This window comes from Vibrio gazogenes (assembly GCF_002196515.1).
In the GTDB taxonomy this organism is placed as follows: domain Bacteria; phylum Pseudomonadota; class Gammaproteobacteria; order Enterobacterales; family Vibrionaceae; genus Vibrio; species Vibrio gazogenes_A.
Genome location: NZ_CP018836.1, coordinates 204,975 through 219,125 on the forward strand (window position 1 = coordinate 204,975; position 14,151 = coordinate 219,125).

Annotated in this window: 13 protein-coding genes; 11 read left to right on the top strand and 2 right to left on the bottom strand. The window is 45.9% G+C overall.

Translation table 11 applies throughout. The features are described 5' to 3' along the window. Positions 1 to 97: 97 nt before the first annotated feature. Complete coding sequence (gene tesA, locus BSQ33_RS16585; RefSeq protein ID WP_039837111.1) at positions 98 to 727, bottom strand: multifunctional acyl-CoA thioesterase I/protease I/lysophospholipase L1; 630 nt, start codon at positions 725 to 727, stop codon at positions 98 to 100. On the opposite strand from tesA, the gene BSQ33_RS16590 reads away from it, so the two are divergent. From BSQ33_RS16590 to BSQ33_RS16635, 10 genes are all read left to right on the top strand, one after another. After that, entirely contained in the window at positions 726 to 1,409 is a 684-nt protein-coding gene (locus tag BSQ33_RS16590) for an ABC transporter ATP-binding protein (protein WP_088134709.1), read from the top strand. The two genes, tesA and BSQ33_RS16590, sit on opposite strands and share 2 nt — an antisense overlap. Further along, positions 1,406 to 3,859 carry an ABC transporter permease gene (locus tag BSQ33_RS16595; protein WP_088134710.1) on the top strand — a complete coding sequence of 818 codons (2,454 nt, stop codon included), beginning with the start codon at positions 1,406 to 1,408 and terminating at the stop codon, positions 3,857 to 3,859. The genes BSQ33_RS16590 and BSQ33_RS16595 overlap by 4 nt, the downstream gene beginning before the upstream one ends. 274 nt (positions 3,860 to 4,133) lie before the next feature. After that, positions 4,134 to 4,781, top strand: coding sequence for a MarC family protein (locus BSQ33_RS16600; RefSeq protein WP_088135278.1), 648 nt, complete (start codon positions 4,134 to 4,136; stop codon positions 4,779 to 4,781). Positions 4,782 to 4,827: 46 nt separating this feature from the next. Further along, positions 4,828 to 5,322: a GNAT family N-acetyltransferase gene (locus BSQ33_RS16605; RefSeq protein WP_088134711.1), complete on the top strand. Its 495-nt coding sequence runs from the start codon at positions 4,828 to 4,830 to the stop codon at positions 5,320 to 5,322. 39 nt (positions 5,323 to 5,361) lie between these two features. Further along, positions 5,362 to 6,057, top strand: a complete 696-nt coding sequence (locus BSQ33_RS16610; protein ID WP_021019221.1) for an aspartate/glutamate racemase family protein — start codon at positions 5,362 to 5,364, stop codon at positions 6,055 to 6,057. A gap of 387 nt (positions 6,058 to 6,444) precedes the next feature. Continuing rightward, positions 6,445 to 8,784 carry a glycoside hydrolase family 9 protein gene (locus BSQ33_RS16615; RefSeq protein ID WP_021019222.1) on the top strand — a complete coding sequence of 780 codons (2,340 nt, stop codon included), beginning with the start codon at positions 6,445 to 6,447 and terminating at the stop codon, positions 8,782 to 8,784. Positions 8,785 to 9,046: 262 nt separating this feature from the next. Beyond that, the gene (locus BSQ33_RS16620) at positions 9,047 to 9,424 is read left to right on the top strand and encodes a hypothetical protein (RefSeq protein ID WP_232472014.1); all 378 of its coding nucleotides are present in this window, start codon (positions 9,047 to 9,049) and stop codon (positions 9,422 to 9,424) included. Beyond that, on the top strand, positions 9,424 to 10,320 hold the full coding sequence (locus tag BSQ33_RS16625; RefSeq protein ID WP_021019224.1) for a DMT family transporter: 897 nt from the start codon (positions 9,424 to 9,426) through the stop codon (positions 10,318 to 10,320). The genes BSQ33_RS16620 and BSQ33_RS16625 overlap by 1 nt, the downstream gene beginning before the upstream one ends. A gap of 18 nt (positions 10,321 to 10,338) precedes the next feature. Then, complete coding sequence (locus tag BSQ33_RS16630) at positions 10,339 to 11,343, top strand: Gfo/Idh/MocA family protein (protein WP_088135280.1); 1,005 nt, start codon at positions 10,339 to 10,341, stop codon at positions 11,341 to 11,343. An 89-nt stretch (positions 11,344 to 11,432) separates the two neighbouring features. Continuing rightward, positions 11,433 to 11,825 (top strand): hypothetical protein, encoded by a 393-nt coding sequence (locus BSQ33_RS16635; protein WP_021019226.1) that lies wholly within the window; start codon positions 11,433 to 11,435, stop codon positions 11,823 to 11,825. A 143-nt stretch (positions 11,826 to 11,968) separates the two neighbouring features. Here the strand turns inward: BSQ33_RS16635 and BSQ33_RS16640 are convergent, their stop codons facing one another. After that, the gene (locus BSQ33_RS16640; protein WP_021019227.1) at positions 11,969 to 12,208 is read right to left on the bottom strand and encodes an RNA recognition motif domain-containing protein; all 240 of its coding nucleotides are present in this window, start codon (positions 12,206 to 12,208) and stop codon (positions 11,969 to 11,971) included. Positions 12,209 to 12,627: 419 nt separating this feature from the next. Here BSQ33_RS16640 and BSQ33_RS16645 point away from each other — a divergent pair, with 419 nt between their 5' ends. Beyond that, positions 12,628 to 14,070, top strand: coding sequence for an FAD-dependent oxidoreductase (locus BSQ33_RS16645; protein WP_088134712.1), 1,443 nt, complete (start codon positions 12,628 to 12,630; stop codon positions 14,068 to 14,070). Positions 14,071 to 14,151 lie beyond the last annotated feature (81 nt).

Here is a 14,151-nt window from a genome sequence, read left to right on the forward strand (position 1 = left end):
GTTAAATGTGTTGACTTTTTCAGTGAACACATCAGCGACATTACCGCAAAATGGCCTGATGTTTATTGAGCTAGGGCAGTAAAAGCTGAACTATGAATCATGATTGCATCTCTGAGGCTGCAGGTTGATCAATTAAGGGGTGCAACTGCTGCGCCATCCACTCGGCAATCCAAGGTTGTGCTTTTTCATTGGGATGAAGTCCATCGGATTTCATCCATTCCGGGCGAACAATGACCTGTTCCAGAAAAAAGGGCAGTAGCGGAACCTGCTTTTCCGTCGCCAGTTTGGGATATATAGCGGCGAAAGCTTTGCTATAACGCTGCCCATAGTTCGGTGGGGTTCGGATCTGCATCAGAAGGGCCTGTGAACCGGACTGCGTGATGAGATCAATCATTTGGGCCAGGTTTTGCGCTGGAATCTGTGGGGAGAAGCCGCGGAGTCCGTCGTTGGCTCCCAGTTCGATCAGTACATAATCTGGAGTATGTTGCTGTAGTAGCTGCGGTAAACGCGCCAAACTGTTACCAGTTGTATCACCAGAGACACTGGCGTTGACGACAGTGACCGAGCGATTGTACTTTTGTAAGGCTTGAGGGAGTAAACTCGGCCAGGCCTGATCGGCAGACATTTGATAACCGGCACTTAAACTATCACCGACAATCAGTAATCGGGCGGCACTATGGGCCTGTAATGAACAACTCAAAACCAGAAGAAAGGATAACCATCGCATGACGAACACACCTGTGATTTCTGCAAAATATCTGAGTAAAACAGTGTCTACGAATCAGCAGAATTTGACAATTGTTAAAGAGGCTCATTTTGATATTTATCCAACAGAAAGTGTGGCAATTGTCGGCACTTCCGGGGCGGGTAAATCAACATTGATGGCACTGTTATCCGGATTGGATATTGCCTCTTCTGGTGACGTCGTGTTGTTTGGACAGCCGTTGAGTACGCTTGATGATGAGCAACGGGCGGCGATACGCAGTGAATCCGTCGGCTTCATTTTTCAGAACTTTTTACTGATTCCCAGTTTGTCTGCATTAGATAATGTCACTTTGCCCTGTCTACTTCGGGGAGAGCCTGAAGATAGGGAGCGGGCAACATCGCTGTTAAACGCTGTCGGGCTGGGGAAGCGGCTCCATCATACACCGGCTCAACTTTCCGGTGGAGAACAGCAGCGGGTCGCAATTGCGCGGGCGTTTATGATCCAACCTCAAATTCTGTTCGCAGATGAACCGACTGGAAATCTCGATCAAAAGACGGCAGCCGTGGTGATTGAACGCCTGTTTCAGCTTAATGAAGAGTTCGGGACCACACTGGTATTAGTCACCCATGACCACCATCTGGCACAACGGTGCCAGCGACGGTTGCAAATGAGTGAAGGACGGATCGAGGAGATTGAATCATGAATTCATCGTATTTGGTCAATCGCTCACTGGTGCGATGGTGCTGGCAGGAACTTCGACAGGGACAGTTGTGGCTGGTGGTGATGGCATTTGTACTGATTATTGCCAGTGTGTTCGCGCTCTCTGCCATTGCTCAGCGTATGGATCAAGTGATTGTCAAACAAGGGAAAGATGCCCTAATGGCGGATACGGTTTTTGTCAGCGCCAATCCGATTCCTGACGCATTGATAACCCAAGCCCGGACATTGGGCGGGACAACCTCGCAGATGACTCAGTTTTCCACCATGCTTTTTGGCGGCGAGGGGATGAAGCTGGTCTTTGTCAAAGCGGTGGACGATTCGTTTCCGCTGCGAGGGAGGCTGCAATTATCTGACGGTCACGCTGTTCAATCTCATGTTACGTCAGACGAAGTTTGGCTGGACCCGCAGTTGTTGTCCGATCTCGGGATCCACATCGGAGACCGGATCAGTCTCGGTGATATGGAACATGTGGTTTCTGGCACGATCACCGCCGAGCCGGGATTTAGTTTTAATCCATTCCGCCAGATGCCGACCGTCTTTATCCATCAGTCTCAGATTCCGGAGACGGGGGCATTACAAGTCGGGAGTCGCGTTGAATACCAACTGTTTCTCAACGCACCGGATGACATCATCCAGCAGTTAAAGCAACAAGTGACTTTGACGCCCAGTGATGAATGGCGCGATGTCGGCGAGCGTTCCAGAACGCAGGATATTTTCAATAAATCAGAGCAATATTTATCGCTGGTTGTGATTATTGTGGTGTTGATGGCGACGATGACGTTGTTGCTGACCTGTCAGCATTATGTGGCTTCTCGTCGCCAGACAGTGGCGATGCTGAAAAGCCTCGGCGCATCGAAACGCTGGGTGTGGCGGTGGTTGACCGTTCAGGTATTGATGCTCATGAGTATCGCTCTGTTGTTGGGATTACCGCTGGGATACGGCTTGGAACGATTATTAAGGCTACCGTTAGTTGGGTTACTGCCATCCCCATTGCCAGATCTGGGCATGACGCCATTTGTCATGGCTCTGCTCAGTAGTTTGCTGGTTGCGATTCCGGGGCTTGGGATTCCACTTTATCGGTTGATTGATACTCATGCGCTTGCCAGCCTGCAAAGTCATCCCCAAGGGAAACACAAATCGGTTTACCTGTGGGGGTTATGGATTTTTCCCTGTGCAGGTGCTGCGTGGTACTGGGGCAACCAGTTTATGGTCTGGCTGGTCTTGGGAGGGATCGTGCTCTCCTCTATGCTGCTTGCCGGAATTGGGTTGCTGCTGTTTCGGGCGGTTCAGGTATTACCGTTAAACGCGGCATTTAAACTGGCACTGAAACGGGTTAATCGCACACCATTGGCCTCGGGGATTCAGTTGGGGGCATTGTCTTTGTCACTGATGTTGTTTGCTGCTTTATGGTTAGTCAGAACGGATTTACTCTCGGATTGGTCGAGTGTGTTTCCTGAAAATGCCCCCGATGTGTTTGCGCTGAATATTGCGACACACGAAAAAGATGATTATCTGCACCAGCTACAGCAACTCGATATTGTCCATTCGCCTATTTTTCCAATCATTCGTGGTCGTCTGGCGTTGATTAATGGCACCGATGCGATTCAGTTTGCGGGCGGCCGGGAAGCCAGTAATGTACTGCGTCGGGAAGTGAACTTCACTTGGGCTGAACAGTTACCGACTTATAATCAGGTCGTGGCGGGGCGCTGGCAGCCAAGTAATGGGGTTTCGGTGGAAGAAAGTGTCGCGCGTGAGCTGGGGGTGAAAGTCGGTGATCAATTAACCTTTATGATCAACAGTCAATCCGTCACCGCTCAAATCAACTCGATTCGGCAAGTGGAATGGCGGGAAATGAAGCCTAATTTTTACTTTATATTTACACCGGATCGTCTGGCTTCGCTGTCGGCAACTTGGATGGTGAGTTTTCGTCTCGGTGCCGATGCTTCTCATCAGCTCTCACAGTTGGCCCATACTTACCCAACGGTGAGCCTACTTGACTTGCGTGAGATGACCCAGAAGATTCAAGGGTTGCTCTCGCAAATTATCAATGCCATTTCAATTCTGGCTGTGGTTGGGGTGATTGCCGGTTTACTGCTGATTTATACATTACTTCGATTGAGCCTGATGCAGCGGCAGGAAGAGATGAAACTCTACCGTACTTTGGGGATGAGCCGACGGCGGCTGATGTGGACGGTGCTGGCCGAATTCGGTCTGATTGCGGTTGTGGCGGGTTGTGTGTCAGGTTTAGGGGCAGATGCGATGGTGGCAGCAATCATCCATTATGCTTTTGAGCTCACGCCACGTGTTCATCTGCTGTTATGGGCAATTCAGCCCGTATTCGCGCTGTTGATGGTGATGTTTGTCGTCGGGCGTTTAATTCATCAACTAACCCATGCTCGTCATTCTCTGATCAGTGGGTTGAATGTGCCGTAGTTGGTGTTTTTCAGGTTCTCCGGTACTGGCCGGGGAACCTGTGTGATTCTGAATTTTTCAGGATTGTATTTCAGGGAGCAAGACAGGGGGGATAAGCGCGTTCATGATAATGTCCATGAGATCCCCAACCGAAATGTTGGGTTTGCCAGATGCTCAAATGTAAGGGGGGGTTACCGATATTTCTCCCATACACAAATGCATCTATAGACAAGTCACCATGAAACATGATAACTAACTACTTCTTATCAATCAGATAAAGCTAGCTCCCCTCATGATGCACGATATAACAACTATGGCGATTACGGTCTTTATGGGCTTTTTTGCCATGATGAATCCTATTGCGAATACAGCAGTATTCATTGGAATGACAGCGAACCAGAATCAGCAACAACGAAAAAACACCACCATTAAAGCGCTACTCACTGCTTTTCTTATCATCACGGCTTTCTGTCTGCTGGGTAAAGGTATCTTCGAGGTTTTTGGTATTACCTTGCCAGCATTACGACTTTCGGGTGGTATTCTAGTCTTTATCGTCGGTTATAATATGCTACATGGTAGCGCTTCCAAGCTTCACTCCCATTCAACGTCTACACCCGATGACGACGATAAAGATATTGCCATTTCGCCGTTGGCACTGCCAATTCTGGCTGGCCCCGGCACCATCGCGACGGCCATGAACTATTCCGCATCCGGAGAAATGCTGCATATTGTGATCACGATTATTTCATTTGCTTCACTGTGTCTCATTACTTTCGTGTGCTTTTTGTATGGCGCCAAATTAATTGAGAAAATCGGTGAGGCGGGCGTTAGCATAACAACAAGATTAATGGGCCTTATTCTCACCATCATCGGTGCTCAAATGTTCATACAAGGCGTTCACGATGCATATATACTCTTCCAGAGTTCGAATATAAGCAACTAATACGGTTGTTTATTCATTTGTGTTCAGTGTTAACCGGCGGGGGAAAATGGCAGTTCGACTGATTCAAATAAAAAGGGAAGAACGAAAAATCCTTGAGAATCTGTTTTTCTATTACGTATACGATATGTCAGAGTATATGAAATGGAATCCTGATCATGAGGGGAAGTTTAGTTATGATCCGTCACGGTTTGATCTATATTGGCAGCAAAAGGATCATATCCCTTACTTTATTTATGTGGGCACCGAATTAGCCGGTTTTGTATTGATCCGTCGTTATCCGAGTGATTTATCGATGTATGATGTGGCTCAATTTTTTGTACTGCGTAAGTTTAAAGGTCAAGGTGTTGGTAAAAAAGCTTTAGCGCAAGTCGTAAAGTCTTTTCCGGGAAAGTGGCAGATTCGCATTCTTCTGGAAAATTCCGGGGCATTATGTTTCTGGAAGTCTGCGGTTTCGAACATTGTTGGGGAAGATTACCGTGTGTCAAAAGCCAGTGATATTGATCTTGTCATGTTCTTTATCCACTTTGAAACAGCGGGTTAACAAGACGATATGAATCTCGTCAATGAAAGAGGATGAACATTGAAAAAAATTGGATTAGTGGGTGGCCTGGGTTGGGTCTCGACACTTGAGTATTACAAGCTTATCAATGTATTGACCAACCAATATCTCGGCGGTCATCAAAGTGCTCACGTCCTGATTGAAAGTCTTAATGAGGGGCTATTCCTCGAAAATCAAAGCAACGATCCAACCGAAACATTGTGTGAGGAAATGATTACCGACGCTGTGGGTGTGTTGGTGTCTGGAGGGGCTGAGGTTGTTGCGTTATGTGCCAACGGTTTGCACCGTTTTATGCCTGCAATAAAAGCGAAATATGACGTTGAATTGGTCGATATTCGAGAGGCTACCGCTCGAGCTGTCCAAAAAATGGGTTTAGAGCGTGTTGGGTTGATTGGCGTACAAAAGACGATGGAAACAGAATTCTATAAATCGGTGCTGCAAAGTCTTTATATTGATGTTGTCGTGCCTGAGTTCGCGTCTCGACAGTATATTCATGACAAAATTATATCTGAGTTGGTTTGCAATGAATTTAATGTGGCAACAAAGCATGGTTTTTTATCTGTCATTGAAGAATTAGTTGCGCAGCATGTGCAAGGCGTCATTTTAGGTTGTACTGAAATTCCTTTATTACTTACGACGTCTGAACATCAGGGGATTCCTCTGTTTTCAACCACGGAGATTCATTGTCGTGCAATCGTGGAAAGGGCACTCAATTAGCATCAAATAAAATATTTGGCTTTTAGTTGGATGACCAGTCAATGCTCACAAAATCGCCCGGAGTTTTCCCCTGTAAAGACTATATACAAGGTTTTCATTATCGATATTTTTTGCAATGTATGTGGCAATATATCCGGTCATTGAACCATGGGTAAACATCACTATATAAAATTCTCAACCTTCAGTACCGGCTTCTTATTGTTATTAGAGATAACTAATACCTGAATATATTGAACCCTGTTCATAAACATTAAATTTGCCTCTTCAATGGACTGAGCAACGCGTATTCATTGTCTATGATTTAACATTGTTTCAAATATTAACGACAGTCAAAGAGCTGACGAATTTATTTGTACAGTGGTATGGATACATAAATAAGAGGCTTAGATGAAAAAGATTCAATCAACAGTATTCGCTGCGATTGTATGCAGCCTGATTGGTGTGAATGGCAGCTATGCAGCGCAAATTTCACAAGATCTGAAGAATATACAAAATCAACAAGATTCAGAAGTCGATATCGATATTCTGATCAATGGTAACTTTCAAGGAGATACCGGCTGGTGGGCATCTGGCGGTACTTTCAATGTTCAGGATCAGATGGGATGCATTACATTCACCAACGGCGGAGAGAATCCATGGGATGTCGTTTTAGGTCAGTCGAATCTAAAATTACTAAAAGATGAAATTTATACCCTCCGATTTAGTGCGATGGCTAAGAATGCCGCTGATTTAAAAGCGGTCATTCAGCACGATGGTGAACCTTACACCAATTATCTCAATCAGACGCTGCCTTTAACTAACACAGTTCAGTCATTTGAATTTCAGGTGAAACCGTCTGCCAGAGATAAAAAAGCACAGCTGGCTTTTCAGGTTGGGGCACAACCGGCGAATACCGTGTGCCTGAGTGATATCTCCTTGTATGGTCCGAAATACGAAGAAGAAGATATGCGTTCAGCCGTCCGTGTCAATCAGGTGGGTTATCTGTTGAATGCCAAAAAACGGGCTACCATTCAGACCGATACTCAGACACCATTGCCGTGGCAATTGTTAGACGCTCAGGGAACGACGATTGCAGAAGGTCAAACCATTCCCTTTGGTCTTAACAGTGGCTCAGGAGAACAGGTTCAGATTGCTGACTTCAGTCAGGTACAAACACCACAAGAAGATATCATCCTTGAGGTCGACGGTCAGAAAAGTCATCCGTTTGATATCAGTCATGATATTTACAAGACAATGAAATATGATGCTTTGTCTTTCTTCTACCAACAACGTAGTGGCACTGCGATTGAAAATGCCTACGTTCAGCGCGCTGATTTAGCCCGTCCGGCAGGTCATCCACAGGAAATCGTGACTTGCTTTGATCAAACCGATGCGAAAGGGAATGATTGGCCGGGATGTAATTTTTCTCTGGATGTCACAGGAGGATGGTACGATGCCGGCGACCACGGGAAATATGTGGTGAATGGCGGGATTTCGGTCTGGACTCTGATGAATTATTACGAACGTGAAAGCCTTCATAAAACCAATTCGACCAGTGCATTTGCTGACGGTATGGTTCAAATCCCAGAGCAGTCTAATCAGTACAATGATTTACTTGATGAAGCCAAATGGATGATGGACTTTATGCTGGCAATGCAAGTACCGGCACATAAAAAAGTATCGGTGCCTGTTGGCGATCAATCCGGTCATCTGTCTGATTTAAAACTGACAGAAATTGATGCCGGCGGTATGGTTTTCCATAAAATTGCCGATGCCAAATGGACTGGCGTCCCGCTTCCGCCTCATGACGATACCCAACCACGTTTTCTGAGCTATCCAAGTACAGCCGCGACACTCAATCTGGCGGCGACAGCGGCACAATGTGCCCGTATTTGGCGTCCTCTGAACGCAACGTATGCAGACAAATGTTTAGCAGCCGCTGAAAAAGCATGGCAGGCGGCTAATACGCACAAAAATGTGTATGCCTACGATAACTTTGACGGTTCCGGTCCTTATGGCGATACCCATGTGGCGGATGAATTCTACTGGGCTGCAGCAGAATTGTTTGTTACGACGGGTAAAGATGAATACAAAACTGCACTTGAACAATCTCCTTATTATTTAACGTCACCGACGAAAAGCGATGATCTGACGTGGTCTAATATGGGCAGTGCCGGAACGGTTTCATTAGCACTCGTACCGAATCGTCTCGATCAAAGCACCATTAATGAGGCCCGCTCAAATCTCCTCAAAGCCGCGGATGTTTATGAAGCGAGTGTGAAAAAGCAAGGATATCTGATTCCTTATCAGAGCGATCAATATCCATGGGGTTCAAACTCGAGTCTCATGAATCGCAGTATCTTCCTCGGGCTTGCTTTTGACTGGACGAAAACACAAAAGTATTTACAGGCGATGTCCGATTCAATGGATTATATTTTAGGACGTAACCCGATGGATCATTCTTATGTTTCAGGGTATGGCTCTTACCCGCTGTTGAATCCTCATCATCGGTTCTGGGCACATTCTGAAAATCCGGATCTGCCTATTGTCCCACCGGGTGTTATCTCTGGCGGACCGAATTCTATTGACTTCAGTGATCCGGTTGCTGCCACGCTGAAGGGAAATTGTACCGGACAAACTTGCTGGATTGATGATATTGGTGCCTGGACAATGAATGAAGTGACCGTCAACTGGAACGCGCCTTTCTTCTGGGTGACGAGTTTCTTGGATGAACATGCATCTTGGTAGAAAAGGCGCTGTTTTTCCGAGACATTGATTTCAGGATACATTATCGCTTTTGACACTGATGCACAGCAGTCATCAGATTGATTGAAGCGACAGCGAGAGAAAAAGCTACTTCCGGGTAGCTTTTTTATTGTCAGTGACCCGTCCTAAATACGATAATGATTGGATTTTTGGTATGATTTCAGGCTGACTTACTAGCGCATTAACTTGATGAGTGCTAGCACTGCTCAGCCTGATGTCTCACTGGGGGAAATAGGCTAACGATATGATGAATCATTTGTTTACTTATGTTTTAGCGATGAAAGAGAATATTGCCGGTTTATCAGTCGTGGAAAGAACACAATGCAATCGCTGTGTTGAAGATGATGGTCATTGTATAGAAAACAGTGAATTCGTAGTGAAATTCGAGAATGGCGTCACCCTAAGAAAGCAAACCGAAATTGATCAGATTGAACAAGTTAACGATGAAATCTGCTCTGAATGTTGGATTACTTATGAGGTTCTTGCGCAGCCTGATCATTTGACCATCGCACCGAGTCGAAAAACTTTTACCAACCGGTGCCAAGAAGCGTTTTGGTTAAAAATAAATCAAGTCCAAGCTGGTACACATCCCAATTGTTCTGATCAGTGCGAGGAGAAATAGTGTCTGGAAAAACGGTTGGTAGTGCGATTTTGATCCTCGTGATCGGTAACTTTTTCGCGATTCTTTGTGATGTGTTTATTAAGATGGCAGGCAGTAGTGTCGCTGTGTATCAGTTCACTTTCATGCGGCTGTTGATGAGTTGTATTGTTGTACTGCCACTGGCCTATAAGCATATTAGTTTTAAAGGGGATATTGGCCTTAAACTGCATGTATTAAGAGGCAACCTTTGGGTGTTGGCGAGTCTCTTATTGGTTTTCTCTTTGACGCAGCTCCCTCTGGCTACGGCGAATGCGGTGTTTTATATTGCTCCAATTTTGATCGTGTTGTTTGCGGGGATTTTCTATAAAGAGAAAATTACCGCCGGTATTGTGATTGCTGCGGTGTCTGGCTTTGTCGGGGTGCTGATCATTTTGCGTCCTTCAGAAGTCAGTTGGGGCATGATCAGTGCGGTATCATTTTCCGTCGTGCTGGCGACCAATAGTTTGTTGATCCGTAAGTTGCCGAAAAATCAGAATCTATTCTTCGGGTTGTTGATTACCCATGTGTCTGCTTTGCCACTAACGGCTTGTCTGGCGCTTTGGGAAGGTGAACCCTGGAATTTTGATGGCTTACTTTACGCTGGCGGCTCTGCGGTGTGCTCGATTTTTTATAGTTTGGCGTGCTTACAAGGTTATCGTTATGTCGCATCCAGCCAAGTGAGTAGTGCCGAGTATTCAGGGCTGTTATTTGCAGCAATACTGGGCTGGATTATCTTTAACGAGCCAGTCGATATGTTCCTCGTGTTTGGGGCTTTGTTTATTATTTTACCGTTGGCATATTTGAGCCATCAGGATCGGCGCAAGCGCAAAGCTGAAGAGCGTTTATCTGTGGTTCGGTCTCAACTGGATGCCGGCTAATTGAATCGAGAATATATGATGATTGAGAAGAAAGTTCGTTGGGGAGTTGCTGGGCTAGGTCGAATCGCCCATCGTTTTGTCAAAGACCTGACACAGCATGTTCCAAATAGTGAGTTATATGCCGTCGCAGCAAAAGACCAGCAGCGAGCAGCGATGTTTGCTGATGAATATCAGTGTCACAGAAGTTATGGTTCATATCAGGCGCTCGCACAAGACCCAAATGTTGATGTGGTCTATGTTGCGACCATTCATCCTCTTCACAAAAGTGTGGTTGAGCTGTTTCTAAAACACGGGAAACATGTCTTGGTTGAAAAACCAGCATTTACCAATGTCAATGACTGGGATGAAATGGCCTCACTTGCACAAGAACAAGGCTTACTGTTAGTTGAAGCCATGAAGTCAGTCGTTTTCCCTGCTTATCAATCATTGCGGCAGTTTATCCGGGAACACAGCATAAAAATCGACACGGTGGAGGCGGCCTTTGGCAATTGGCATGAGTTCGACAGCCAGTCGCAACTATTCAATCCTGATTTATGTGGCGGAGCTACGTTAGATGTTGGTGTCTATGCACTATGGCTCTATGTCGATTTATGCCAACTCACGAACAGCACGGTATCCAAACCAACGGTGCAATATCGTCAAGATAATACTCAATCGGAAGTAGACGAATATGTTGAATTCATTTTTGATGGTGACATCAATGGTCGTGTTGGCGCCTCGATTACACGAGATCTAAAACGTGAAGCGATCATTCAAGGGCCGGATGTCAAAATTATCATTCATGACAAATGGTGGAACCCGCAACATATTGAGCTGTTCTATCAAGGCAACAATCATAAGATTATGTCCCCTGCGAGAGGTGGCGGGTTTGAATACGAGATTGAACACATCGCTTCGCTGATTCTTCAGCAGCAGTATCAGTCCGACCTGATATCGGCTGAGACGAGTCGAAAGGTGATTGCAATTATGGAAACGAGTTTAGTTGAAAACGGCTTTGAGCATCTGGTCCATTCAATCAGGTAGTGCACTCCATCCAGTGAGATGAGACTGTGCCGCGGAGGCGGTATTTTTCAGTACTCGGTAGCGTTCGCTTTATATTCCAGGGAAAGGTGATGAAAATATCGATTTTAACTTGTGTGTTGATTTTATTGAGCCCGATCGTGGTTGCACAATCCACAACCTGCACATTAGAAGAGAGTGAATTTGGCATCAAAACGATTGTCTGGGATAGTTCAACGCTTGCTGCAAAAGTGACTGAATATTCAAATGATATCCATGAGGGGAAAGTCACTCTCGAGAGAGAGCATCAACCTTACGGTGTGAAGACCAATATATATGTGCAATATCAACAGCCATATTTCGGACAGGATGCTGCCGAGTATGTGATATTCCCTACCGGGCAGGACCAATATCGAGTCATCGGTGTTGGTTATGTGTTCCGCAACAACCAATACTACTTAAGCACATCGCAAGGGAATTATCAGGCCACTTGTAAACGTTCGTGATGTCCATGAACTGCGATGCCCAGAGGGTTCATCTGAACGTGTCTTGCTCTTTGTTACGGGTCATTTGCTTAGGATAGCTACGCGGCAGCCCCGCGCCGCGATCACAAGAGCCAGTCGTATGACATGACTGGCTCTGAGGGATGTCAGTTTTGCGCAAGTTTTACTCGGATAGTACTTTTCGCGACGCTTGAAAGGTTGAGGGTTTGGATGGCTGCTTTTGCTTCAGTGTCATCGGGCATTTCGACAAACGCGAAGCCTTTGGATAATCCCGTTTCTTGGTCTAAAACCAAATTACACTCAGTGACCGTGCCGTGAGCAGAGAAAAGAACACGAATGTCGTGCTCAGTCATTGTACGCGCTAAATTGCGGACTAAAAGTTTCATATTTTTTTGCCTAATGTAAGTTGCGACACAAGTGTCTCAGTTATGGAGAAGTAAGCCAAGGTAAAATTGGTGGAGAGTGATGAATCGAGCGCGATTCCCTTGCTTTCCTGACTTGAAGTGGTCAATGTATAGTTGTCGGAGCAGTTATCCACAAAAACAGTGGATAAAGTTTGGGATAAGTGGACAAGCATGGCTGATGATTTGCGATATCACATGTGTACATTCAATATGTTACCGTCGGTTTTGAGGTGTTAAGAACCCTGAATTCGAGATAGATAGAGTTCTCGTCAAGTATTTTTTTTGAAAAAATTAATCTTGCAGATGAATCGATGATTCAAGGAAAACCCTAGCAAAAATGTGATTTAAATTAAGTTTTTGTACATATACAATGTGGGCACGTCAGACAAGATAGAGTAACGATGCAGAATAATTCATCGAATCGCCAAAAACCTCGGATTGCGATTATTGGTGGTGGCGTTGCGGGAGCGACGGCTGCGGTTCATTTAGGTGAACAGGGTTTAGATGTCGTTCTGATGGAACGAGGCCCGAGCTTGGTTAATGGTCCGCCAATCTGCCATCTTCATGCCGGGGGGAACCTATATCGAGAGATCTCTCAACAACAATGTCTGGAATTATTACGACAGTCGGTTGAGACGATTCGGCTATATCGACATACCGTCAACAAGCGTCCGACTGTGATCGCAACGCCAACCACTGATCCGGAACATCCACAAGCATTATTGCCCCGGTTAGAAGCCGTAAAACAGGCTTATCAAGCGATGGTTCGACAGGATGCCCGCAATGAAGTTCTGGGGGACCCGGACGAATACTATCGACTTTATGAACGGGCTGATTTAGAACGACTCAAGTTGCTTTCTCAGCCTAGTGAGCCTGCCAGTATGGATGACTGGCTGATTCCTTTTGCAAAGCATGTGGATTTGGCACTGATTCAGTATCCCGTTATTGCGGTTCAAGAATATGGGTGGAGTGTTTTCCGCCTTGCTGCAACCGCGACGTTAACTCTCCAACAGATGCCCCATTGTCAGTTGCTAACCAACAGCACGTTGGTCGATGCGCGCATGCATGATGGACAGTGGCATTTGACTTACCATGATCAAGATTCACAATCCCATACGCTGGTTGTGGATTATTTGGTGAATGCCTGTGGATATGAGACGGGCAAGCTGGATGATCTGACCAAGAATCCTCAGTATCGGATGGCTGAATTTAAAGCTGCATATATAGCCAAATGGCCGGATGAGCATAGTCTCTGGCCCGAAGTGATATTTCATGGGCAGCGAGGCACTCCCCAGGGTATGGCTCAACTGACACCATATGCTGACGGTGTGTTTCAGTTGCATGGTATGACTAAAGCTATCACCTTGTTTGACGATGGGTTAACCCGAAGTTCGATCCATTCATCACAACCGGTTCTGCCCGATGTGTTGCAGATGAAATTAACCCATGGTTGGCCGGATGCCGTGGTGGAAGCCAGAACGCGTCACGCAATTGCGCATATCGGCAAGTTTATGCCCGACTATTGTCGCGCTTATCCGGATGGCAAACCATTGTTTGGTGCTCAACAGATCCCGGGTGAAGATGAGACGCTGCGTGCTGCTGATGTGTCATTTAGTGGCCACAATTATGCCCGGATCGAAATTGTCAAAGGTTCATCGGCTTTAGAAGCAGCAAGGAAGTTGATATCGCACTGGCAATTAGGCCATGACTCAACATCCGTGTCGATCGAGCAAATGCATCCTATTAGTCTTTCACTCACAGCCGACAGTGTTGAACAATTTGCGATTGATTTGGCTCAGGATCGAGGCTATCCCATTGAACTGGCAAAAGTGATTGGCTGTTAATCTTATCCCGTCGTTACGTCTGCCTGAATCCGTAGCGTGATTCTTATAATCCGGACAGATGTCGCAGAAATTTCAAGCTAG

What these genes read in the sequence shown, in the direction of transcription:
- BSQ33_RS16595 (WP_088134710.1), top strand. Translation starts at nt 1,406, where the DNA reads ATGAATTCATCGTATTTGGTCAATCGCTCACTGGTGCGATGGTGCTGG.
- BSQ33_RS16590 (WP_088134709.1), top strand. Translation starts at nt 726, where the DNA reads ATGACGAACACACCTGTGATTTCTGCAAAATATCTGAGTAAAACAGTG.
- BSQ33_RS16605 (WP_088134711.1), top strand. Translation starts at nt 4,828, where the DNA reads ATGGCAGTTCGACTGATTCAAATAAAAAGGGAAGAACGAAAAATCCTT.
- BSQ33_RS16630 (WP_088135280.1), top strand. Translation starts at nt 10,339, where the DNA reads ATGATTGAGAAGAAAGTTCGTTGGGGAGTTGCTGGGCTAGGTCGAATC.
- tesA (WP_039837111.1), bottom strand. Translation starts at nt 727, where the DNA reads ATGCGATGGTTATCCTTTCTTCTGGTTTTGAGTTGTTCATTACAGGCC.
- BSQ33_RS16635 (WP_021019226.1), top strand. Translation starts at nt 11,433, where the DNA reads ATGAAAATATCGATTTTAACTTGTGTGTTGATTTTATTGAGCCCGATC.
- BSQ33_RS16640 (WP_021019227.1), bottom strand. Translation starts at nt 12,208, where the DNA reads ATGAAACTTTTAGTCCGCAATTTAGCGCGTACAATGACTGAGCACGAC.
- BSQ33_RS16645 (WP_088134712.1), top strand. Translation starts at nt 12,628, where the DNA reads ATGCAGAATAATTCATCGAATCGCCAAAAACCTCGGATTGCGATTATT.
- BSQ33_RS16620 (WP_232472014.1), top strand. Translation starts at nt 9,047, where the DNA reads ATGATGAATCATTTGTTTACTTATGTTTTAGCGATGAAAGAGAATATT.
- BSQ33_RS16600 (WP_088135278.1), top strand. Translation starts at nt 4,134, where the DNA reads ATGCACGATATAACAACTATGGCGATTACGGTCTTTATGGGCTTTTTT.
- BSQ33_RS16615 (WP_021019222.1), top strand. Translation starts at nt 6,445, where the DNA reads ATGAAAAAGATTCAATCAACAGTATTCGCTGCGATTGTATGCAGCCTG.